The sequence below is a fragment of the Petralouisia muris genome (genome assembly GCF_004793545.1).
GTDB classification, from domain to species: Bacteria; Bacillota; Clostridia; order Lachnospirales; family Lachnospiraceae; genus Petralouisia; species Petralouisia muris.
Genome location: NZ_SRYA01000045.1, coordinates 1 through 20970, shown reverse-complemented (window position 1 = coordinate 20970; position 20970 = coordinate 1). Strand labels below are relative to the sequence as shown.

Here is a 20970-nt window from a genome sequence, read left to right as displayed (position 1 = left end):
GCCATTGAGTGAGGCAAGTTTTACGCTGTTCCAAAATACAGCGGTAGGGATTGAAGTCATTCTGTATGCCTGCTGTCTGACGGCATTTTTCTATCCGTATATGGCGGGGCGGAAAAGGGGGCATCCGGCAGACATCATAAAGATGTTGGCTGTGTTTGCATCCTATTCCATCATCTATTTTTTTAACATGGCAGTCAGTATGGGGGCGCTGGTCTGCATGGCTTCCGTAATAGTCCTGCTGACGCTGGCGGCAAAGTATTTAGGGGTGGAAAAGAAAACCGCACTGTTCATGGGGGTGGTGTTCTTCTGCATCAGAAACCTGAGTTCGCTGGCGGTGGCAAGCGTGAATTTCTACACGGGCAGGCATCTTGTGAAAGGGGAGGAAGGAGTAGAGCGGGTACTTCGGAATGCAGCCCTGAATTTCTGTCTGGTGGAACTGCTGCAGCTTGTGCTTTTTTCCGCACTGCTGTATATGGTGGCACGCCAGATCAGGAAATGCAGGATGGAACTGCACATAAGGGAATTGTGCTATCTGCTGCTGACGCCCGTGACGGGCATCCTGTTTGTCAATATTTTATTCCGGATTCTGATCGTGACCACGGGGGAGCTGTCCATACAGCTTTATGAGCAGTACCCGGTGCTGATAGGGATCGTGCCTGTGGCCGCCGCACTGTTTTATGCCGGTATTCTGGTGACCATAATATCTTATCAGAAAATGGTGGGACTCCAGAAGGAAAAGGAAAGGTATTTTGTGGAACAGCAGCAGGTCCATGCAATACAGGAGCGGATGGCGGAGGTGGATCAGTTCTATGACGGCATCCGCCGGATGAAGCATGAGATGAAAAACCATCTGACCAATATCAAGGGGCTGCTTGAAAGCGGGGACTATGGCAGCATGGGGCAGTACATTTCCAGAATGGATGAGAGCATGGATGCCTTTGAATTTTCCATAAAGACAGGGAATGCCGTTACTGACGTGATCGTGAACGACAGGCAGAAAGCAGCGGAAAAGCAGGGCATACGGTTCCGGTCAGAATTTACCTACCCGGAATCGGAAAGGTATGATGCCTATGACATCGGCATCATTGTAAACAACCTGCTGCAGAACGCCCTGGAAGCCTGCGGGAAGATGCGGCAAGGCGACAGGTACATTTTCATTTCCAGCAGGCAGAAGAGAAAGTTCTTCCTGATCGAGGTCAGAAACCCGTTTGAAGGGGAGATCATCATGGATGCGGATACGAACCTCCCAATCTCCACAAAGGAAAAGGAGCCTTTCGGAAGGCAGGGTTCCATGCATGGGATCGGGCTTTCCAATGTAAAGAGGGAAGCGGAGAAATATATGGGGGATGTGGATATCAGGGTAAAGAAAAATGAGTTCAGTGTAACGGTGATGTTACAGGAAAGGAGACAGGTATGAGTATCAGTAATGTAAGCGGCGCAGGAGTAAACCCCTATGCCTACACAAACAGAAGCCAAAAGGCGGCAGGAACCGGGAATTTTGCGGAGGAGGTGCAGAAAGCCGCGGAAGGAAAGAATGCGGCGGAAAAATCCGGCTCATCAGCATGGGCGGGGGACATGGTAATTAATTATCCGCCGAATTTAGCTAAAGTTTCAAATAGTTCAGTTGGTGGAAAATCCAAAGATGAAATGACGTTGGATGAGTATAAGCAATGGGTTATGAATGAAATATCCCAAATGCCCGTTAGCGGGTGGGCTCGTTCTACATACTCATCGGGAGCAATTATAATTAAAGAAGAAGCTTTTGAAAGAATGAAAATTGATCCAGAGTATGAGGAATATGTTTTGAATCGGGTACGTTCAGCATGTTCGGTTCAAGGTATAACCGGATGTTCAAACTATGTTGGTTATGATGTTATCGGGGCATCCCCGGAAGAATGCTACGGTTATGCGGGACCGGTGGGAGGCAGCGGCTCTAATTTTGCCGGAAATGAAAAATCATGGTGGGAAAAACGCCATGAGAGGATGGAAGAACTGATGGAGGAACAGGAGAAGGAGGCGGTCAAAAAAGCACAGGCAAGGAAGGCGGCGGCACAGGAGAACTACCTGAAAAGTCAGATGGCAAGCAGGCAGAGGTTACAGGCATTTCTTGCAGGGGGAATGCAAAGCGGTGACGATGCGGCGGCATTCCAGACCGCAGGAGTAAGCGCACTTGCGGCAACTGCCTATGAGGAAAACATAAGCACATTCAGCAAAAGCGTGGTTGGAAATCAGAAAATATAAGCATTCCGGGCATTTTGAAGTAAGGAAGATCATGCCCGGACTTACCGCAAGGGGGCATAGGCGGCCCTGAATGACAGAGGGGCCGCAGGTAAGATTTTTTGAAGGAGGATGATTATTATGGCAATTTCAGGAGTAACGGATTACACGAACACATATGCAGCAGACAGGACAAATGGGAACAGCTCCCTCAATGGGGATTCGCAGGCTTATCTGAATAGTCTGAAAGAGAAATACCCGGATGTGAACATAACGGTTGCGGATTTCAAGAACGGAAAACAGGAAGATGCCTATATGCTTGGGAGCAGGGGTTATAACAACATAGCGGTTTCCTCCAGTATTGTGGAGAAGATGGCGAAAGACCCGGCAGCGGCGGCGAAGTATGAGAAAGTTTTTGCAGAAATGTCTGGCAATTCGGAGCGGATTGAGAAGTTCGCAAGGGAGAACAATGATGAGATACTCAGTGCAGGAGCCCTTATTGACAAGAATGGGAAAGTGTCTTACTGGATGGTCGGCAGGAGCAAGGACACAATGGAGAACCCCGGTACGGTCTATAAGGAAAAGGTACAGAAACAGATAGCGGAAAAACGTGCGAAGAAGAAAGAGGAAGAAGCCTTAAAGGAGAAGAAGCTGGCAAAGGCTGAATCCGTGGAAAAACTGATGGAACAGATAAAGGCGGGAACAAGCCAGCCTGTGAAACTGCAGGAAGAAGGCAAAGGCGCACAGTTGGATTTGACCATATAGAAGGAGGAATTTTATCATGCGTATAGGAAATAACAGTCAGGGAATCTGGCAGCTTTTATCAAGGATGAACGGCGGCAAAGGAAACACGAATATGCCTTTCGCCGGGGCAAGGCGTTCCAGTGCGGGCGGCAGGAATACGCTGGAAGACCAGCTTACCGGACATAGGAAAAATTCTTATGGCGTGGAAGGGATGTGCGTTACCAACAATCCCAATGCGAGGAAGATCATCAAGGTATCTGATGAGATGAAGCAGCGTGTTTTTAACAGCGTGAAGGATGCGTATTATAAATACAATGGAATGTCCGGTGACAATGAGGCAGAGTGGGAAGAAATGGCTCAGGCAAAAAACAATTATTATAAGACATTAAAGAAGGAAGACCGGGTAGCTGCGGCATGGACTTTAGGGCAGTTGGAAATAAGTATTGGAAGAAAAGTAGCCAATGCCGTGAAAGAAAAGGTACCCGGCTGGACGCATGGCAAGCCGATTCCGTCTGATGTGCTGGATGAGATTTTTGCAGATGAGAGCATTACGTCAATGGTATCTGGGAAATCTGGCACGGTGGAAGGGTTGGATATACAGGTATAATCTATACACCTTATTCCGCAGAGGCGCATAATGCTTTGCCTCTACGGTCTGCCCGGAGGCGAGGGCGCGGCTCTGAATGGGAAAGCAGCGAAGGGAGGGGTGGCAGGGGAAGTTAGGCAGTATATTTATCCCCAGCGTTCTTGCAGATTAAGTGTTGTTTTGGAGGAACCTAAATGAATATGCTTTATGAAAAATATAAAAATTTGAAGATAGACGGTAGTTGGATTGGTTTAGAACTTGGAGGAGGAATGCCGTGTTTTTGCACACCTATTGGAGCTGAAATTATTGGTTGGGATAATGGCATACACTACTGCTTTATTGAAGGTTTTGGAGATATGGTTTTCTGCGTTAATCCAGAAACTTGTTGCGATTACTTTGTCTATCCCATTGCCCGTAATTTTTGCGATTTCTTAGGGCTGATACTCGCCACTGGTGGTACAAATACTCTGCAACAGATTATTTGGTGGGACAAGAAAATGTTTGATGATTTTGTTAATTGTCCAGAAGAACAGGAATATAAAGCTCGGCCCGAAGTAAAAAGCGTTTTGGATACAATTCGCAAAGGGATGGATGTAGCATTGATAGATACCCCGTTTGAGTATATCAAAGATTTGCAAAGCAAATTCCCTTGTGAGCAAATTTCATTTACAAATGAGTATTATGATATTTTAGGAATTGAGTGCCCTAATGGAATAGTGCCAGAAGATTGAGAGAGTAACAAGATTTGGAATATATTTTCCAATAAGGTCACAGCCCGACAAGGCAGGTATCCCCTATGTTCCGACAGATTGGGGAATTAAAAACAGATTTTGGAAGAGGTATCATATGAAAAAGAACATTATTTTATGGATGGCGGCTTCGGCGGTAGTTATGCTGGCGTTTCCGTGGCTTGCGGTTACTTTCGTAAAAGGCGATGCAGGAATGGCGGTATGCTTTCTTCTGTTTTTTGCAGTCAATCCATTATATTCCGTGCTAATCGGAGCATTTGCGGGAAAGGACATCCGGCATTTATGGAGCCTTCCGGTTATTTCGGCAGTGCTGTTCCTCATAGGTACATGGATATTCTTTGATATGGGGGAAACAGCATTTATCCTGTATGCGGCAGTTTATCTTGCCTTGGGGATAGCAGCCATGCTGATTTCCATACTTATCAGAAAGAAAACGCAGAAGTGAGAGGCGATTGAAATGAATATAACAGGAATAGCAAAAAGCCATCATGCGGGCATCCCCAAAGCGTCATCCAAAAAGGAATGGAAGCTGTCCGATTCCCTCCAGGAGAGGATAACAGGATGCGGCGCAGAACGTCTATATGGGGAATAAGTTCCTCGCCCTGCGGAAAAGCGAGGTCGCCAAAGTCGCGCCGGACAGGTCTGCGCTGATGGGGAAACTCAATCAAAATATGGCGGACATGGAGAAAATACGGGAGGCAGACGAGAGGTGGCTGCGCCTCCTGTTCGGGGAGCCGTATGAAGCCAAGTTCCAGTCGGAAGGTACGGGTTCCGCCGTCCATGTGTATGACGGGAACGATGACGAGATACTGACCTACACGGCGGGCGTGGGCTGGCATGAGAAGGAGTCGAAGGCGGAGACACAGGTACACGGGGCTTTGAAGGCTGCCTACTATGATGCGTACCATGCGGCAAGGCAGGAGATAAATTCCGGCATTGCCGGGATGGAAGTGCAGGGTGGATTTGATGCGAGGGCATAAGAAGAATACATAAAGCACAAACGATAAAAGGGAACTGGCAGAGACAGGCTGGTTCCCTTGTTCCATATCAGTGTGGGGAGGCGGTTCCCCGTTACATTAAAAAACGGTAATTGAAAGCGATACATACATTTTGGCGGGCGTGCTGCGTTTCACGATGAATGTGGATTGCAGTGCGCCCGCTTTTTCTGGCTTTGGATGATAAAATTCTGCCCTTTTTAGGCGGAGGAACGCAGTAAAAAGCCAGATTACGATGCACCCGATAAAGGCAGCCGGGACGGCTGCGTTATGCTGGGTGTTTTCTATTGTTCAGAGAAAGGACAGGCTGTCCCCGCAGGGCTTCCCCGCCGGATGGCACCGGCAGGCTGCCGGGGAAGCCGGAACGAAATGCTGTCCCCACGAAAGGGGACATTATGGCCATTGCACGGGCTGGGAACAGGTTTCCGGCATCTGCGCACGAATATCATATTTTATCTGTACATACCGCAGTTCCTTCCAAGGGGACCGCGGGCTTTTTTTATTCGACACATTTCTATTTTATTCCCAGACATATTACAAAAGAATACATGATTTTCATTACGGGCGTACCTGGGATTTTTCAGGCGCGCTTTTTTTGCGCCTTAGTCCGCCCGCCTTACAGGGTGCGCGCGCCGCCGCTCCGGTCTTGAAACTGTTTAAGCAAATTTCAAGACTGGAGGGAATCTGAATGAAAATTGAATACAAGGATGCGGACGGCAGGGTGATGGAACTGGATGTTTCGGATGAGATCGGGCAGTTTTACCTGTCTTCCGTGGAAGAGGCAGAAAAGAGCGACAGGAGGAACACAAGGCCGGACCGCCACACGTCTTTGGAAACCTTTGTGTATGAGGACCAGAGGTTTTTTGCATCTGCGTCAGACACCATGAAGGAGGCCGTGGAGGACTGTGAAGTGGAGCGGCTGCTTTCCTGCCTGAATGACCGCCAGAGGGAGCTTGTGCGCCGGTGCGTGATCGAAGGGTGGAGTTACACGGAGATAGCCGCCAAGGAAGGCAGGGATGAGTCAGCAGTCCGCCATGCGGTAAAAAGGGCGCTGAAAAAAATGAAAAAAACTTTTTTCTGACCGTCCGAAAGTGCGTCCTCCCATGGCTTATGTCAGAGGGTGCGGCAAAGACCCTCGGAAATGGAGGTCATGGGCATGGAACACACATTGAGGATCAGTGTTTCAAAGGAGCCGGCATCCGGCGGGATAGTGAGCTGCCGCCATATCTCCGTGAGGGAGCGTTTCCTGCGCTTCCTCCTTGGGGAGAAGCGGAGGCTGACCATCATTGTTCCGGGCGATTCTGTCCGGGAGCTGGCAGTCAGTGAAGTCATGGAAGGAGGAAACGTACATGGGAAAAGTGAAGTTACTGCTTGATGTCATCGGGGACCTGCGTTCCCTTGCGGACAGCCTGCAAGCCGTTGCGGATGCGGTGGCAGACAGTGGGGCGGCAGAGGCGGAGATGACGACCACGAAGGAGCCGGAGGAAACCGGGAAAGCGGGCAGGGCCGGGAAGACCGCAAAGAACACGGCGAAGAAGGAAGCAAAGGCGGCAAAGCAGGAGCCGGAGGAAAAGCCGCTGACGCTGGAGGAAGTACGCGCGGTGCTGGCGGAGAAGTCCCGCTCCGGGCACACGGAGGAAGTGAGGGCACTGCTGAATAAGCACGGCGCGGATAAGCTGTCGGAGATCGACCCGGCGGAATATGCGGCGCTGCTTGCGGAAGCGGAGGTGCTGTGATGGGAAAACACGCATTACTGTCGGCATCCTCCAGCCACCGGTGGCTTGCCTGCCCGCCGTCCGCAAGGCTCTGTGAGAACTACGAGGACACGGGCAGCGAATACGCGCAGCAGGGCACCGACGCCCACAGCCTGGGCGAACACAAGCTGAAGCTGTCACTTGGGATGGAAACTAAAGACCCTACGGAGGGGCTTGAGTTCTACGATGAGGAGATGGAGGAGTGCGCCTGCGGATATGCGGAGTATGTCCTCTCGTTGGTGGAAGAGGCAAAGAAAACTTGCAAGGACCCGGTGGTGCTGATTGAGCAGCGGCTGGACTTCTCACGGTATGTGGAGGAAGGCTTCGGCACCGGTGACTGTGTGATCATTGCGGATGGGACGCTGTATATCATCGACTACAAGCATGGCAAGGGTGTGGAGGTCTCCGCAGAGGGGAACCCACAGATGATGCTGTATGCCCTGGGCGCGCTGGAGCTGTTCGACGGCATCTATGACATTGACGCTGTCCGCATGGCGATCTACCAGCCGCGCCGGGAGAACGTCAGCGTGTATGGGATGGCGAAAGAGGACCTTCTCCAGTGGGCGGAGGGTGAGCTTACCGAGAGGGCGAAGCTGGCCTATGCCGGGGAGGGCGAGTTCTGCGCCGGGGAACACTGCAAATTCTGCAAGGCGAAGGCGGTCTGCAGGAAACGGGCGGAATACAACCTGGAGCTTGCGAAGTATGACTTCGAGATGCCCGCCACGCTGGAGGATGACGAGATTGCGGCAATCCTCGTGAAAGCGGATGAGCTGGCGGCATGGGCGGCGGATGTGAAGGAGTTCGCTTTGCAGCAGGCGCTCTCTGGCGTGAAGTATGCCGGGTTCAAGGTGGTAGCCGGGAGGTCGAACCGGAAGTACACGGACGAGGATGCCGTTGCGGATACCGTGAAGAAGGCTGGCTTCGACCCGTATGAGCCGAAGCTCTTAGGCATCACGGCCATGGAGAAGCTGCTGGGCAAGAAGAAGTTTGCGGAGATTTTGAAGGGCCTTGTGGAGAAACCGCAGGGCAAGCCCGTCCTTGTGCTTGAGACGGATAAGCGCCCGGAAATGAACACGGCAGAGCAGGATTTCCGTGAGGAAGAGAAGTGAGGGAGATACCGCTGGCAAAGGGGAAGGCGGCAATTGTGGATGATGCGGATTATGAAAGGCTGGGCATCCACCACTGGAGCTGCAGCAAAGCCGGCTATGCAATGCGGGGATTCCGGGAGAATGGGAAAATGGTGTATCTGAAAATGCACCACGCAATACTTGGAAAGCCGCCGCGGGGGTTTGTCGTTGACCATATTAACGGGAACAGGCTGGATAACAGGAGGGGCAACCTCCGGTTTGTCACGCACCAGCAGAATGCGTTCAATACACGCAAGCACCGGGTGGAAAACGGCACATCCCGGTTCAAGGGCGTTTCGTATATGAGGGATAAGCATAAATGGCGCAGCAGGATCATGATAGGCGGCAGGGAGAAACACATCGGCCTTTACGGTACAGAAGAGGAAGCCGCCCTCGCGTATAACGAGGCGGCAAAGAGTTATTTTGGCGAATATGCAAAACTGAATGAAATTTAGGAGGAAAATCATATGTCAAACACAGCCAACAATCCAACAAAAGTAATCACCGGGCCGAACACCCGGTGGAGCTACTGCAACGCATGGGAAGCGAAGGCAATCAACGGCGGCACGCCGAAGTTCTCCGTGTCGCTCATCATCCCGAAGTCGGATAAGAAGACCATTGCCAGGATCGAGGAAGCAATCAAGGCGGCGTACCGCGAGGGCGAGGCGAAGCTGAAGGGAAACGGCAGGAGCGTCCCTGCCCTTTCCGTTTTGAAGACCCCGCTGCGTGACGGGGACGTGGAGCGCCCGGATGATGAAGCTTATGCGGATTCGTATTTCGTCAATGCCAACAGCTCCACGGCTCCGGGAATCGTGGACGCGGACCGGCAGCCGATCCTGGACCATTCCGAGGTGTACAGCGGCGTATACGGCAGGGCGAGCATCAATTTCTATGCCTTCAATTCCAACGGGAATAAGGGTATCGCCTGCGGGCTGAACAATTTACAGAAAATCCGTGACGGGGAGCCGCTTGGCGGGCGTTCCCGTGCGGAGGATGACTTTGCGGATGAAGCCGGGGACGAGGAGGATTTCCTCTCCTGACGGCATAGCGGGGATATACTGCCGGGTGGCGGGGAGGGGCGTCTGCCTTTTCCCTGCCGCCCTTAAGGCGGTGAAAGGAGCTGGTGGAATTGAAGTCTATCGAAATTGATATTGAATCGTACAGTGATGTGGATTTGTACAAATGCGGTGTTTATAAATATTCCTCTTCGCCGAATTTTGAGATTTTATTATTCGGATACAGCGTGGATGGCGGGGATGTGAAGGTGGCTGACCTTGCCTGCGGGGAGGAAATCCCTGCGGAAATACTGGCGGCGCTTTCCGATGAGTCCGTCACGAAATGGGCGTTCAATGCCATGTTCGAGAGGGTGTGTTTGTCAAATTACCTTGGGGAATGGCTGGAGCCGGAATCGTGGAAATGCTCCATGGTCTGGTCTGCCACCCTTGGCCTTCCGCTGTCTTTGGAGAATGTTGGCACAGTGCTTGGGCTGGAAAAGCAGAAATTGTCAGAAGGAAAAGACCTGATACGGTATTTCTGTGTCCCCTGCAAGCCGACCAAGGCGAACGGCGGCCGGACACGGAACCTGCCGGAGCATGACAGGGAGAAATGGGAGCGGTTCAAGGCATACAACCTCCGTGACGTGGAGGCGGAGATGCAGATACAGCAGAGGCTTTTCAAGTTCCCCGTGCCGGATTTTGTGTGGGAGGAATACTGGCAGGACCAGGAGATCAACGACCGGGGTATCGGCGTGGACATGGGGATGGTCACACAGGCAATCGCCATGGACGGCCGTTCCAAGGCAGAGCTGTCAGGCGCCATGCAGGAACTGACGGAACTGGAGAACCCAAACTCCGTGCAGCAGATGAAGCAGTGGCTTTCGGAGAACGGGGTGGAGACGGATTCGCTGGATAAAAAGGCGGTGGCGGAACTGTTAAAGACTGCGCCGGAGCCTTTGGGGGAGGCGCTTGCCCTGCGGCAGCAGCTTGCCAGGTCATCTGTTAAGAAATACCAGGCAATGGAGAATGCGGTGTGCGCGGACAGCCGGGCGCATGGGATGTTCGCCTTCTACGGCGCCAATAGGACGGGGCGGTTCTGTCTGACGGGTGACCATGAAGTTTTGACAGATGCCGGATGGCAGCGGCTTGATGAATGGACTGGCGGGAAGATTGCCTGTTGGAATCCATCTGGAGAAACAGTGTCATTTCAAAAGTCAAATGCCCTTGCGTTTCCTTATGAGGGGGTTATGTACGAATATTGTGATAAGCGTATCGACCAGATCAGTACGCCAGACCACAAGATGTATGTGAAAAGGCGGTATGGAGGGGAGTGGCTGATAGATACTGTGGAGAATATGGAAAAATACCGGCCGAGTATTCCATTTACGGGATACAGACAGACAACGGCGGGAATGGAACACAGTATATTGCGTGTATTGGTAATGGTGCAGGCAGATGGCTGTTTTACGGAAGATGGAAGTGTTGTGCTGGCTTTTACAAAACTGCGGAAAGTGGAACGGTGCAAGACACTTTTGAGGGCAGCGGATGTTTCTTTTGTATACAGGGTATATGGAGAAAAACGGGGTGTACGGCACCAATTTAAGATTTATTCCCGTAATGTACCTTTATGGCTGAGAATTTTTCGGAATAAAACTTTTGACACATGGCTGTTCGATGAGAGTGCGGATGTGTTTTTTGATGAACTGGTAAATTGGGATGGCTATCAGAGCGCAAAGAACAGCATTCAATATGTGACCTGCAATAAACAGAATGCAGATATGGTTCAGGCATTTGCCCATATCACTGGCCGGGCTGCCCAAATGAAGGTAAAGCACAGAAAGGATGAACACCCGAACTGGAGTGATGCCTATGCTGTGGATATTTGGCTTACGCCAAAGAACTGCCATGAAGTGAAGGCGAAGCCAAGAAAGTTTCAATATAGTGGAATTGTTTATTGCGCTGAAACGCCTACGGGATTTTTCCTCGTAAGAAGAAACGGGCGGGTATGGGTGACTGGAAATTCTGGGAGATTGGTGCAGCTTCAAAATCTGCCCCAGAACCATATCCCGGACCTGGCACAGGCGCGGGAGCTTGTGAAAGCCGGGGATTTCGATGCCCTCTCCATGTTGTATGAAGATATCCCAGATACGCTCTCGCAGCTCATCCGCACGGCTTTTGTGCCGCAGGACGGGAGGAAGTTCATCGTGGCGGACTTTTCCGCAATAGAGGCGAGGGTGCTTGCGTGGCTTGCCGGGGAGAAATGGGTGTCGGATGTGTTTGAAAAGGGTGGCGACATTTACTGTGAGACTGCCGCCCGTATGTTCCACTGCAGGGTGGAAAAGCATGGCGAGAATGCGGGACTGAGGCAGAAAGGGAAGCAGGCGACGCTGTCATGCGGCTATGGCGGATCGGTTGGCGCATTAAAAGCAATGGGCGCACTGGAGGCGGGGATGACGGAGGATGAGCTGCAGCCGCTCGTGGATAGCTGGCGGGAGGCGAACCCCAATATCGTACAGCTATGGTGGGAAGTGGACCGTGCCGTGAAGGAATGCATCAAAAAGAGGATGCCCACGGAAACACACGGCATCCGGTTTGACTACCAGAGCGGCATGATGTTCATCACGCTCCCGTCGGGCAGGCGGCTTGCTTATGTGAAGCCGCGCATCGGGGAGAACCGTTTCGGCGGGGAGTCCGTCACCTACATGGGCGTGGGCGGCACGAAGAAATGGGAGCGGCTGGAAAGCTATGGTGCAAAGTTTGTGGAAAACCTTGTGCAGGGCATTGCCCGCGACATCTTATGCTATGCCATGCAGACACTGAAAAACTGTGCGATTGTCGGACATATCCACGATGAGATCATCATCGAGGCGGACAGGAGGATGTCCGTGGGGGCTGTGTGTGAACAGATGGGGAGGACGCCGCCATGGGCAAAAGGCTTACTGCTCCGGGCAGACGGTTACGAATGTCCGTTCTACCAGAAGGATTAGGCAGGGGGTGTGTGATGGAACGGCTGCGGATTGAATACGGGACGGGATACATGGAGCTTATTGTGGAGGCGTTCTTCCCCTGCAAGATGCCGGCGATGAGGAAAGCCGCAAGGCTCATCAATTCATACTGCACAGACGAGACAAGGGCGGAGCTGCTCTCGGAACTGCGGGGGCTGGCGGACGGATACAAGGCCCTGTGCGATATGTACAGGCAGAAAATGGAGGAACTTTCGGAGGAGCCGGCTGCGTACCGGCACTGGAGGGCGCAGTTTAACAAAACGGAAACCCTCCATAAACGGATGGAAAATAATATCAGACTAATTTCAGGAGGCAAGAAGGGATGAGCAGGGCGGCAATGCAGGGGTGCAGGGCGCACGAGGACTGTTTCGCAAACAGGGGCGGCGTCTGCACCTGCTTAAAGGACAATGACTTTGGCGGGAGGGACTGCCCGTTTTACAAGCCTGCGGACACGGTCCGGAAAGAAAACCGCGGGCAGGATGGAGGTAAGTTTCATGGGAATCAGTAAATACAACAGCGAGGGATACAGCGACCCGACGAGCCATGCGGCATTGTCGGGGATCAGGAAGGAAGAAAGGGCGGCGAGGCGGGCATACCGGCCGCTGGTCTATATATGCTCCCCGTTTGCCGGGGACACAGAAAAGAATACGGAGAAGGCGAGACGGTACAGCCGGTTTGCGGTGAAGAACGGCGCGATTCCGCTCGCCCCGCACCTGCTGTTCCCGCAGTTCCTGGATGACACAAAGCCTGCGGAGCGGGCAATCGGTATGTTCATGGGCATGGTGCTTTTGGGGAAATGTGAGCAGTTGTGGGTATTCGGCGGCACCATATCCACGGGGATGGCGGCGGAGATCGAGAAGGCAGAAAAGCGGGATATGGTGATCCGCTATTTCACGGAAGGCTGCGAGGAGGTATGCAGGGTATGAAAATGACATTTTATGTGGCGAACTGCAGGGGAAATGAGAAGAACAGCCTGTACCCGAAAAAGTGCGTCGTGGATAACGAGGACGACTGCCTGGAGGTCATGGCGTTCGACCATGTGTGCGGGGAGTTCAGGGGATGCCGCCGTGGGAATGATAACTTCCTTTCCTGCGACGCATCCGTGATGGACTGCGACAATTCCCATTCCGATAATCCGGCGGATTGGATTCATCCGGAAGACCTGGAAGGGAAGGTCGGGAAGGATGTGGCATTCGCGGTGGCACCGAGCCGGAACAACATGAAGCCGAAGGAGGGGAAGTCCGCAAGGCCGAGGTTCCATGCGTACTTCCCGCATGACCCGGTCACAGACGGGGAGGTGTGCGCCGCTCTGAAGAAAGCCATACAGCAGAAATTCCCGTTCTTTGATGCCAAGGCGCTTGACTGTGCAAGGTTCATTTATGGCACCCAGGTGGATTCCATCCTCTGGCATGAGGGTGAGATCACCATTGACTGCATCGTGAAGCCGCAGGGCGGCAGGGAGATACCGCAGGGGCAGAGGAACGCCACCATGTCCCATTTTGCGGGGCGCGTGGTAAAACGGTATGGGGCTACGGAAAAGGCGCATGAGATCTTCATGGAGGAGGCGGCAAAGTGCAATCCGCCCCTAGAAGAAACGGAACTTGCCATGATCTGGCAGAGTGCCTGCCGCTTTGCGGAAAAGGTCCAGGGGCAGGAAGGGTATGTTGCCCCGGATGCATACAATGACGAGTTCGGGCGGGAATCGCTGAAGCCGGGGGATTACTCCGACATCGGGCAGGCGAAGGTTCTGACCAGGGAATACGGCGTGGAGCTTCGGTACACGGCGGCCACGGACTATCTGCGTTTCTGCGGGCAGTATTGGGTGGAGTCCAAGCAGCAGGCAGTGGGAGCGGCGGAGGAGTTCCTTGACCTTCAGCTTGCGGACGCCAAGGATGAGATCGCCCGGACGAAACAGGCGCTCATGGATACGGGCATTTCGGAAGATGCCATCACTTCCGGCGGCAAGTCGCTGGAGAAGAAGATCAGCGGCGGGCAGATGGACGCCTACCTTGCCTATCTGTCCGCCCAGGCATACAAGGCGTTCGTGATGAAGCGGCGGGATATGAAGTATGTGGTTTCCGCCCTGCAGGCGGCGAAGCCGATGCTGGAGATCAGCGTGTCAGACCTTGACAAAGACGGGTTCCTGCTGAACACGCCGGACGGCACCTATTACCTCCCGGATGGGCTGGAGGGGAAGCGTGACCACAGCCCGGAGGATTATATCACGAAGATAACGGCGGCGGCTCCCGGCGATAAAGGGGAGAGTCTGTGGCTGGATTCTCTGGACACTATTTTCTGCAAAGACCGGGAACTGATCGATTATGTGCAGCAGATCGTGGGCATGGCAGCGGTGGGGCGCGTCTACATGGAGTCGCTGGTCATTGCCTACGGGGAGGGAAGGAACGGCAAATCCACCTTCTGGAACACGATTGCCCGTGTGCTTGGCACCTACAGCGGGAATATGTCCGCCGACACCCTGACCGTGGGCTGCAAGCGGAACGTGAAGCCGGAGCTTGCCGAGGCAAAGGGCAAACGGCTCATCATAGCCGCCGAGCTGGAGGAGGGGATGCGCCTGAACACTTCCGTGGTGAAACAGATGTGTTCCACGGATGAGATTTTTGCGGAGAAAAAGTACAAAGACCCTTTCAGCTTCACGCCGAGCCATACCCTCGTGCTGTACACCAACCATCTGCCAAGGGTGGGAGCGAATGACCCTGGGACGTGGCGGCGTTTGATCGTGATCCCCTTCCATGCCAGGATAGAGGGCGCTGGGGACGTGAAGAACTATGCCGATTTCCTCGTTTCGGAGGCAGCCCCGGCTGTCATGGCGTGGATCATTGAGGGAGCAAAAAAAGCCATCGACCGGAATTTCCATATCCCCTGTCCTGCCTGCGTGGGGGAAGCCATCAAATCGTACCGGGAGGACAATGACTGGCTTGGGCATTTCATGCATGAGTGCTGCGAGGCTGACAGGGGCAGCATGGCAAAGTCCGGGGAGATGTATAAGGAGTACCGTGCCTACTGCCAGCAGACGGGGGAGTACACCAGAAGCACGGCAGATTTTTACAATGCGCTGGAAACGGCGGGCTTCAAGAAGCAGAAGAAAAAGGATGGTGCGTATATTATCGGGATACGGCTGAAAACCGCTGATTTCGTGGGCTGAGGGCAAAAAGGGTGACGGTCGTTGACGGTCGCAGTATAAACCCCCTTTAGGGCAGTTTTTTCAGTAAAAAAACACTTATAGAGGACTTTATGGTACGACTGTCAACGACCGTCACCCGAAAGTCTGGAACGCTTGAAAAATAAAGGGATTGGAGGCATCTGCATGAGAGAGAAAACCATAGAGCAGAAATTCAGGGCGGCAGTCAAGGCCGCCGGGGGCTTGGCAGTAAAGTTCACATCGCCCGGTTTTGATGGGGTGCCTGACAGACTGGCACTTCTCCCGGATGGAAAAATGGCATTCGTGGAGGTCAAGGCTCCGGGGGAAAAGCCCCGCCCCCTGCAGCTTTCCCGCCACAGGCTCCTGCGGCGGCTTGGGTTTAAGGTGTATGTGCTGGATGACGAATCGCAGATTGGAGGGATCATTAATGAGATACAGTCCACATGAATACCAGAGATATGCCACGGAGTATATCGAAACACACCCGGTGGCGGCAGTATTCCTCGCCTGCGGGCTTGGCAAGACGAGCATCACGCTGACGGCGGTCAACGACCTGATGTTTGACAGCTTTGAAATCCGCAGGGTGCTTGTTGTGGCGCCTATCAGGGTAGCTTCCTTCAGTTGGCCGGCGGAGATTGAAAAGTGGGACCACCTTGCAGGGCTTAAGTACAGTGTGGCGGTCGGAACGGCGGCGGAGAGGCTGGCGGCATTAAAGAAACAGGCGGACATTTATCTCATCAACCGTGAGAACGTGCAGTGGCTCATTTCCGAAAGCAACATACCATTTGACTTCGACATGGTGGTAATCGATGAGCTGTCCTCCTTCAAGAACCACCAGACGAAGCGGTTCAAGGCGCTGATGAAAGTCCGGCCGAAGGTGAAGCGCATCGTGGGGCTGACCGGCACGCCTTCCAGTAACGGCCTGATGGACCTGTGGGCGGAGTTCCGGTTGCTGGACATGGGGGAGCGGCTTGGCCGGTTCATCGGGCAGTACCGCACCTTCTACTTCCGGCCGGATAAGCAGAACGGGCAGGTGGTGTTCTCCTACAAGCCTCTGCCGGGGGCGGAGAAGCAGATTTACAGCAGAATATCCGATATCACCATTTCCATGAAGTCCACCGACCACCTGCGGATGCCGGAACTGGTGGATTCCAGGTACACGGTGTACCTTTCCGAAACGGAGCGGGAGAAATACGAGGAGCTGAAAAAGGACCTCGTCCTGCAGCTACCGGACGGCGAGGTCACAGCCGCCAACGCCGCGTCCCTTTCCGGGAAGCTGTCGCAGATGGCGGACGGGGCGGTGTACACGGATGTGGGAGAAACCATCGCCATCCATGAAAAGAAACTGGATGCGCTGGAGGACATCATCGAGGCGGCATACGGCAGGCCGGTGCTTGTGGCATACTGGTTCCGGCATGACCTGGAACGCATCACGGAACGGCTGCAGAAATTGAAAATCCCGTATGCCAGGCTGGACACGGACGGCAGCATCCGGAAATGGAACGCCGGGGAGATCCCGGTGGCACTGATCCACCCGGCATCCGCCGGACACGGCCTCAACCTCCAGGGCGGGGGGAACACGCTGGTATGGTTCGGGCTGACATGGAGCCTTGAACTGTACCAGCAGACGGTGGCGAGGCTGTGGCGGCAGGGGCAGGAATCGGAAACCGTGGTGGTGCAGCACATCATCACGAAAGGCACCATAGACGAGCGGATCATGAAGGCATTATCCGAGAAGGACACCACGCAGGCCGCACTGATCGATGCGGTGAAAGCTGACCTGAAAATAAAAGCCAATCAATGACAATCTGAGCCAAATGATGAAAACCAGTGACAATCCGGGAACAGTAAAAATTTTCTTTTGGAGGTATCAGGTTATGGGAATCGCATGGAAGTACCTGGATAAGAAGTCGGCGGCGGCAGACGCGGTGACGGACTACGGAAGCATGAAGTTCATCATTGAACACACGGACGATGAGATAAAGGCGGCATATGAAAAAATGGGCGGGATCAGCAGCCCGCAGTTTGACGGGATGCCACACGCACACAACCCCCATGCCGCAGAGGACAGGATGGCGGAGGGAATGGATGAGATCAGCGTCCTGCGGGAGCGGTACCGGCAGGCAATGGAATACATGGCGTGGTTCGTCCCGGCATGGGAGGAGCTTTCGGAGGACGACCGCTATGTGCTGGATGCGTTCTACAGCGAGGACAACGAATACGGCAGCAGCGCAGCGGAGGACGTGGCAGATTACTTCGGGATTGAACGGGCATCCGCATACCGGAGGAAGAACCGGGCCCTGGCAAAACTGACCACCCTGCTGTTCGGGAAACCATAATGTCCACTTTGTGAGATGATTTATCCGTTTGGGCGTGGTATGATGATAAGGTGAAAAAATGCCAAGAGGGCCTTCGCGGGAGCAACGGAATCCTGCGGGGGCTTTCTTTATGCCGTGAGGAGGTGAGGCAGATGCCAAGGAAACCGAAGAGGCCGTGTTCCTTCCCCGGCTGTCCGAAGCTGACAGAGGGACGGTTCTGTGAGGAGCATGAACGGCAGGAGAACCGCCGCTACGAGAAGTACGACCGTGACCCGGCTGTACGCCGTAGGTACGGGCGGGCGTGGAAACGTATCCGTGACCGCTACGCCGCAAAGCATCCGTTCTGCGAGGAGTGCCAGAAAAAGGGATTGCTGCGGCCAGTGGAGGAAGTACACCACAAGCTGCCATTGGCAGAGGGCGGGACGCATGACGAGGGAAACCTTGTATCACTGTGCCAGTCCTGCCATGCGAGGATTCATGCGGAGCGTGGCGACCGATGGAATAAGCGTTAAATTATCATGTGCGGGTCCCTTGTGGAGATTTCCGCCAGCCGGCAGGGGCGGGTGAAATCTCCACAAGGGACCCGCCGGGGAACGGGCGTGGGGCGTCACGCATAAAAACTGGAAATCAAACGGGGGATTGCCCCGCTCTGATTTTCAGTATTTCTTAGGCTTTTTAGGGTGCTGCGGCGTTTGATTCCGCAGCATTTTTCAAACAAAATCAAAGAAACGGGGTGAGAACGGTGGCAAAAGACGGCAGCAACCGGGGCGGCGCAAGGCCGGGGGCGGGGCGCAAGCCCAAGGCGCTCACGGAGAAGATCAGCGAGGGGAAAACGGCGGAAGTGCTGATGGAGCCCGCCGAACTGGAGGGTGTGGACGTGCCGCCCGTGAAGGACTTCCTCAAGTCCCCGCAGAAAAGCGGGCGGGAGCTGGTGGCGGAGGAAGTGTACAACGAAACCTATGCCTGGCTGAAAGCGAGGGGCTGTGAGAAGCTGGTCACGGTCCAGATGGTGGAGCAGTACGCCATGAGCGTGTCTCGGTGGATTCAGTGTGAGGAGATTGTTTCCTCCACTGGATTCCTTGCGAAGCACCCGACCACGGGGGCCGCCATCGCTTCCCCTTATGTTTCCATGAGCCAGTCCTATATGAAACAGACCAACTACTGCTGGATGCAGATTTACCAGATCGTGAAGGAGAACTGCTCGGTGGAGTTTTCGGGGAACACGCCGCAGGATGACGTGATGGAGCGGCTGCTCCGTGCAAGGAAAGGAGTGTAGAGGAAAATGGGAAAGACAACAACGGAGATGCAGCTTGTGCCGCTCTCCAAATTAGTGCCATATGTGAATAATGCACGGACGCACTCGCCAGAGCAGCTCACGAAGCTCCGCTCGTCCCTGCGGGAGTTCGGCTTCATCAACCCGGTCATCATCGACCGGGATTTTAATGTCATCGCAGGGCATGGCAGGATTGTGGCGGCGAAGGGGGAAGGAATCACAGAAGTCCCGTGTGTGTTTGTGGACTATCTGACGGAAGCGCAGAAGAAAGCCTACATCCTTGCGGACAACCGCATGGCTTTGGACGCGGGATGGGATGAGGAGCTGCTCCGCATTGAGATTGAATCCCTGCAGGGCGCGGATTTTGATGTGTCGCTGACGGGCTTTGAAGAAGGCGAGCTTGCCGACCTTTTTGCCGGGGACGGGGAGAAGGATGTGAAGGATGATGGCTTCGACCTTTCCGCCGCATTGGAGAAGGCGGCGTTCGTGGAGCGGGGCGATATCTGGACGGTGGGCAGGCACAGGATGGTGTGCGGGGATGCCACCAGCGCGGAGGACGTGGCGGCGCTCATGGACGGGAAGAAGGCTAACCTCATCGTGACGGACCCGCCCTATGGCGTATCCTTTAAGAGCGGCAGCGGGCTTTCCATCCAGAACGACAGCATGAAGGGGGATGAATTCTACACATTTCTGTACAATTCATTTTCACAGATGGCGGCGCACCTGGAGAACGGCGGCGCGGCGTATGTGTTCCATGCGGACACGGAGGGGCTGAATTTCCGTAAAGCGTTTGTGGACGCAGGGTTCCACCTTGCCGGGGTGTGCATATGGGTGAAGAATTCCCTCGTGCTTGGACGTTCGGATTACCAGTGGCAGCATGAGCCTGTGCTGTACGGCTTTCTGAAGAACGGCAAGCACCCGTGGTATTCCGACCGGAAGCAGACCACCATCTGGAACTACGACAAGCCGAAGCGGAACAAGAACCATCCGACTTCCAAGCCGCTTGACCTGCTCGGATACCCGATCTGCAATTCCTCCCAGGAGAACGCCGTCGTGCTGGACACTTTCGGCGGCAGCGGCTCCACGATGATGGCGTGTGAGCAGACCAACCGCATCTGCTGCATGATGGAGCTGGATGAGAAATATGCGTCTGTGATTCTGCGGAGGTATGTGGAGGACACCGGGGATTCGGAAAATGTGTATGTGGTGCGCGGAGGGGAGAAGATGCCGTACTCCGCGCTGGTGAAGGAGGTGGAGACAGATGGACAGAACACTGATGATTGAGATATTCCGCAGGATACACGCCCTTGGCGGCTGTGACGCCTCGGAGCGGTTTGACCGGGGATGGGACGCGGCGGTGGCGGCCTGTGAGGATGTGCTGACGGAACTGACAGGCGTCTCCTATGATGACCTGGAGGAAGGGAGCGGTGCGGATGGATGAAAAATTAACACTTTGCTCCCTTTTTGATGGCAGCGGTGGTTTTTGCCTGGCCGGTCTGCTGGCGGGGATACAGCCGGTCAGTTGCTCGGAAATAGAGCCGTTCCCCATCCGGGTAACCACGAAGCGGCTGCCGTTTGTGAAGCACCTGGGCGACATCAACGGCATACACGGAAATGAAATAGAGCCGGTGGACATCATCACCTTCGGCTCGCCCTGCACCGATATGTCGGTGGCGGGAAAGCGGGCGGGGCTTGGCGGGAAGCAGTCCAGCCTGTTCTACGAGGCGGTAAGGATCATAAAGGAAATGAGGTGTGCGACAGATGGAAAATATCCAAGGTTCATCGTGTGGGAGAACGTCCCCGGTGCCTTCTCATCCAACAAAGGGGAGGACTTCCGCTGCGTCCTCGAAGAAGTCTGCTCTGTCAAGGATGAGGGCGTTTCTGTTCCTGGACCTCCGAATGGGAAGTGGCCAAACGCGGGGGAGATCGTGGGTGACGGATACTCCGTGGCCTTCAGGCAGATCGATGCCCAATAATGTTGAGCTAAACATTACTGGGCTAATGTAAAGCGAAAAATAATGTAAAGTCACCTCCTTAAATGCCGCAA

26 protein-coding genes and 1 pseudogene are annotated in these 20970 nt (G+C 54.0%); all 27 read left to right on the top strand.

Going from position 1 to position 20970, the window contains the following annotated elements; translation table 11 throughout:
* Positions 1–4 precede the first annotated feature (4 nt).
* The gene (locus E5329_RS18915) at positions 5–1417 is read left to right on the top strand and encodes a sensor histidine kinase (RefSeq protein WP_016230223.1); all 1413 of its coding nucleotides are present in this window, start codon (positions 5–7) and stop codon (positions 1415–1417) included.
* The gene (locus E5329_RS18910) at positions 1414–2241 is read left to right on the top strand and encodes a hypothetical protein (RefSeq protein WP_016230222.1); all 828 of its coding nucleotides are present in this window, start codon (positions 1414–1416) and stop codon (positions 2239–2241) included. Before E5329_RS18915 ends, E5329_RS18910 begins: the two co-directional genes overlap by 4 nt.
* Positions 2242–2358: 117 nt before the next feature.
* Positions 2359–2982, top strand: coding sequence for a DUF6033 family protein (locus E5329_RS18905; protein WP_016230221.1), 624 nt, complete (start codon positions 2359–2361; stop codon positions 2980–2982).
* 16 nt (positions 2983–2998) lie between these two features.
* On the top strand, positions 2999–3568 hold the full coding sequence (locus tag E5329_RS18900) for a DUF3879 family protein (protein WP_016230220.1): 570 nt from the start codon (positions 2999–3001) through the stop codon (positions 3566–3568).
* Positions 3569–3741: 173 nt separating this feature from the next.
* Positions 3742–4278: a hypothetical protein gene (locus E5329_RS18895; RefSeq protein ID WP_016230218.1), complete on the top strand. Its 537-nt coding sequence runs from the start codon at positions 3742–3744 to the stop codon at positions 4276–4278.
* 115 nt (positions 4279–4393) lie between these two features.
* On the top strand, positions 4394–4741 hold the full coding sequence (locus E5329_RS18890; protein WP_016230217.1) for a hypothetical protein: 348 nt from the start codon (positions 4394–4396) through the stop codon (positions 4739–4741).
* A gap of 12 nt (positions 4742–4753) precedes the next feature.
* On the top strand, positions 4754–4888 hold the full coding sequence (locus tag E5329_RS30815; protein ID WP_275443466.1) for a hypothetical protein: 135 nt from the start codon (positions 4754–4756) through the stop codon (positions 4886–4888).
* Entirely contained in the window at positions 4878–5276 is a 399-nt protein-coding gene (locus E5329_RS18885; protein ID WP_275443465.1) for a hypothetical protein, read from the top strand. Before E5329_RS30815 ends, E5329_RS18885 begins: the two co-directional genes overlap by 11 nt.
* 703 nt (positions 5277–5979) lie before the next feature.
* Entirely contained in the window at positions 5980–6372 is a 393-nt protein-coding gene (locus E5329_RS18880; RefSeq protein WP_135990948.1) for an RNA polymerase sigma factor, read from the top strand.
* Between the two features lie 75 nt (positions 6373–6447).
* Positions 6448–6666, top strand: a complete 219-nt coding sequence (locus E5329_RS18875) for a hypothetical protein (protein ID WP_135990947.1) — start codon at positions 6448–6450, stop codon at positions 6664–6666.
* Positions 6641–7027: an rRNA biogenesis protein rrp5 gene (locus E5329_RS18870; RefSeq protein ID WP_135990946.1), complete on the top strand. Its 387-nt coding sequence runs from the start codon at positions 6641–6643 to the stop codon at positions 7025–7027. Before E5329_RS18875 ends, E5329_RS18870 begins: the two co-directional genes overlap by 26 nt.
* Positions 7027–8154, top strand: a complete 1128-nt coding sequence (locus E5329_RS18865; protein ID WP_135990945.1) for a DUF2800 domain-containing protein — start codon at positions 7027–7029, stop codon at positions 8152–8154. Before E5329_RS18870 ends, E5329_RS18865 begins: the two co-directional genes overlap by 1 nt.
* Complete coding sequence (locus E5329_RS18860) at positions 8151–8627, top strand: HNH endonuclease (protein ID WP_016213915.1); 477 nt, start codon at positions 8151–8153, stop codon at positions 8625–8627. Before E5329_RS18865 ends, E5329_RS18860 begins: the two co-directional genes overlap by 4 nt.
* A 12-nt stretch (positions 8628–8639) precedes the next feature.
* Positions 8640–9212, top strand: coding sequence for a DUF2815 family protein (locus tag E5329_RS18855; protein ID WP_135990944.1), 573 nt, complete (start codon positions 8640–8642; stop codon positions 9210–9212).
* An 89-nt stretch (positions 9213–9301) separates the two neighbouring features.
* Positions 9302–12154 (top strand): DNA polymerase, encoded by a 2853-nt coding sequence (locus E5329_RS18850; protein ID WP_135990943.1) that lies wholly within the window; start codon positions 9302–9304, stop codon positions 12152–12154.
* On the top strand, positions 12130–12498 hold the full coding sequence (locus tag E5329_RS18845; protein ID WP_275443464.1) for a hypothetical protein: 369 nt from the start codon (positions 12130–12132) through the stop codon (positions 12496–12498). The genes E5329_RS18850 and E5329_RS18845 overlap by 25 nt, the downstream gene beginning before the upstream one ends.
* Entirely contained in the window at positions 12495–12680 is a 186-nt protein-coding gene (locus tag E5329_RS18840; protein WP_135990942.1) for a hypothetical protein, read from the top strand. Before E5329_RS18845 ends, E5329_RS18840 begins: the two co-directional genes overlap by 4 nt.
* The gene (locus E5329_RS18835) at positions 12667–13098 is read left to right on the top strand and encodes a DUF7768 domain-containing protein (RefSeq protein ID WP_135990941.1); all 432 of its coding nucleotides are present in this window, start codon (positions 12667–12669) and stop codon (positions 13096–13098) included. Before E5329_RS18840 ends, E5329_RS18835 begins: the two co-directional genes overlap by 14 nt.
* Entirely contained in the window at positions 13095–15335 is a 2241-nt protein-coding gene (locus E5329_RS18830; protein WP_135990940.1) for a phage/plasmid primase, P4 family, read from the top strand. Before E5329_RS18835 ends, E5329_RS18830 begins: the two co-directional genes overlap by 4 nt.
* A 162-nt stretch (positions 15336–15497) precedes the next feature.
* Entirely contained in the window at positions 15498–15779 is a 282-nt protein-coding gene (locus tag E5329_RS18825; RefSeq protein ID WP_135990939.1) for a VRR-NUC domain-containing protein, read from the top strand.
* Entirely contained in the window at positions 15760–17136 is a 1377-nt protein-coding gene (locus tag E5329_RS18820) for a DEAD/DEAH box helicase (RefSeq protein ID WP_135990938.1), read from the top strand. The genes E5329_RS18825 and E5329_RS18820 overlap by 20 nt, the downstream gene beginning before the upstream one ends.
* A gap of 73 nt (positions 17137–17209) precedes the next feature.
* Complete coding sequence (locus tag E5329_RS18815; RefSeq protein ID WP_135990937.1) at positions 17210–17671, top strand: sigma-70 RNA polymerase sigma factor region 4 domain-containing protein; 462 nt, start codon at positions 17210–17212, stop codon at positions 17669–17671.
* Positions 17672–17802: 131 nt separating this feature from the next.
* Complete coding sequence (locus tag E5329_RS18810) at positions 17803–18162, top strand: HNH endonuclease (protein ID WP_135990936.1); 360 nt, start codon at positions 17803–17805, stop codon at positions 18160–18162.
* 230 nt (positions 18163–18392) lie between these two features.
* On the top strand, positions 18393–18926 hold the full coding sequence (locus tag E5329_RS18805; protein ID WP_135990935.1) for a P27 family phage terminase small subunit: 534 nt from the start codon (positions 18393–18395) through the stop codon (positions 18924–18926).
* Between the two features lie 6 nt (positions 18927–18932).
* Positions 18933–20207, top strand: coding sequence for a site-specific DNA-methyltransferase (locus E5329_RS18800; RefSeq protein WP_135990934.1), 1275 nt, complete (start codon positions 18933–18935; stop codon positions 20205–20207).
* Positions 20185–20364: a hypothetical protein gene (locus E5329_RS18795; RefSeq protein ID WP_135990933.1), complete on the top strand. Its 180-nt coding sequence runs from the start codon at positions 20185–20187 to the stop codon at positions 20362–20364. The genes E5329_RS18800 and E5329_RS18795 overlap by 23 nt, the downstream gene beginning before the upstream one ends.
* Positions 20330–20896, top strand: a pseudogene (locus tag E5329_RS18790) (DNA cytosine methyltransferase); the annotation flags it as partial. The gene E5329_RS18795 and the pseudogene E5329_RS18790, both read left to right, overlap by 35 nt.
* Positions 20897–20970: the final 74 nt, after the last annotated feature.

Excerpts from the sequence above, each read along its gene's own strand:
- E5329_RS18910 (WP_016230222.1), top strand. The coding sequence starts at position 1,414 with ATGAGTATCAGTAATGTAAGCGGCGCAGGAGTAAACCCCTATGCCTAC.
- E5329_RS18905 (WP_016230221.1), top strand. The coding sequence starts at position 2,359 with ATGGCAATTTCAGGAGTAACGGATTACACGAACACATATGCAGCAGAC.
- E5329_RS18900 (WP_016230220.1), top strand. The coding sequence starts at position 2,999 with ATGCGTATAGGAAATAACAGTCAGGGAATCTGGCAGCTTTTATCAAGG.
- E5329_RS18895 (WP_016230218.1), top strand. The coding sequence starts at position 3,742 with ATGAATATGCTTTATGAAAAATATAAAAATTTGAAGATAGACGGTAGT.
- E5329_RS18890 (WP_016230217.1), top strand. The coding sequence starts at position 4,394 with ATGAAAAAGAACATTATTTTATGGATGGCGGCTTCGGCGGTAGTTATG.
- E5329_RS30815 (WP_275443466.1), top strand. The coding sequence starts at position 4,754 with ATGAATATAACAGGAATAGCAAAAAGCCATCATGCGGGCATCCCCAAA.
- E5329_RS18885 (WP_275443465.1), top strand. The coding sequence starts at position 4,878 with ATGGGGAATAAGTTCCTCGCCCTGCGGAAAAGCGAGGTCGCCAAAGTC.
- E5329_RS18880 (WP_135990948.1), top strand. The coding sequence starts at position 5,980 with ATGAAAATTGAATACAAGGATGCGGACGGCAGGGTGATGGAACTGGAT.
- E5329_RS18875 (WP_135990947.1), top strand. The coding sequence starts at position 6,448 with ATGGAACACACATTGAGGATCAGTGTTTCAAAGGAGCCGGCATCCGGC.
- E5329_RS18870 (WP_135990946.1), top strand. The coding sequence starts at position 6,641 with ATGGGAAAAGTGAAGTTACTGCTTGATGTCATCGGGGACCTGCGTTCC.
- E5329_RS18865 (WP_135990945.1), top strand. The coding sequence starts at position 7,027 with ATGGGAAAACACGCATTACTGTCGGCATCCTCCAGCCACCGGTGGCTT.
- E5329_RS18855 (WP_135990944.1), top strand. The coding sequence starts at position 8,640 with ATGTCAAACACAGCCAACAATCCAACAAAAGTAATCACCGGGCCGAAC.
- E5329_RS18845 (WP_275443464.1), top strand. The coding sequence starts at position 12,130 with ATGTCCGTTCTACCAGAAGGATTAGGCAGGGGGTGTGTGATGGAACGG.
- E5329_RS18840 (WP_135990942.1), top strand. The coding sequence starts at position 12,495 with ATGAGCAGGGCGGCAATGCAGGGGTGCAGGGCGCACGAGGACTGTTTC.
- E5329_RS18835 (WP_135990941.1), top strand. The coding sequence starts at position 12,667 with ATGGGAATCAGTAAATACAACAGCGAGGGATACAGCGACCCGACGAGC.
- E5329_RS18830 (WP_135990940.1), top strand. The coding sequence starts at position 13,095 with ATGAAAATGACATTTTATGTGGCGAACTGCAGGGGAAATGAGAAGAAC.
- E5329_RS18825 (WP_135990939.1), top strand. The coding sequence starts at position 15,498 with ATGAGAGAGAAAACCATAGAGCAGAAATTCAGGGCGGCAGTCAAGGCC.
- E5329_RS18820 (WP_135990938.1), top strand. The coding sequence starts at position 15,760 with ATGAGATACAGTCCACATGAATACCAGAGATATGCCACGGAGTATATC.
- E5329_RS18815 (WP_135990937.1), top strand. The coding sequence starts at position 17,210 with ATGGGAATCGCATGGAAGTACCTGGATAAGAAGTCGGCGGCGGCAGAC.
- E5329_RS18810 (WP_135990936.1), top strand. The coding sequence starts at position 17,803 with ATGCCAAGGAAACCGAAGAGGCCGTGTTCCTTCCCCGGCTGTCCGAAG.
- E5329_RS18800 (WP_135990934.1), top strand. The coding sequence starts at position 18,933 with ATGGGAAAGACAACAACGGAGATGCAGCTTGTGCCGCTCTCCAAATTA.
- E5329_RS18795 (WP_135990933.1), top strand. The coding sequence starts at position 20,185 with ATGGACAGAACACTGATGATTGAGATATTCCGCAGGATACACGCCCTT.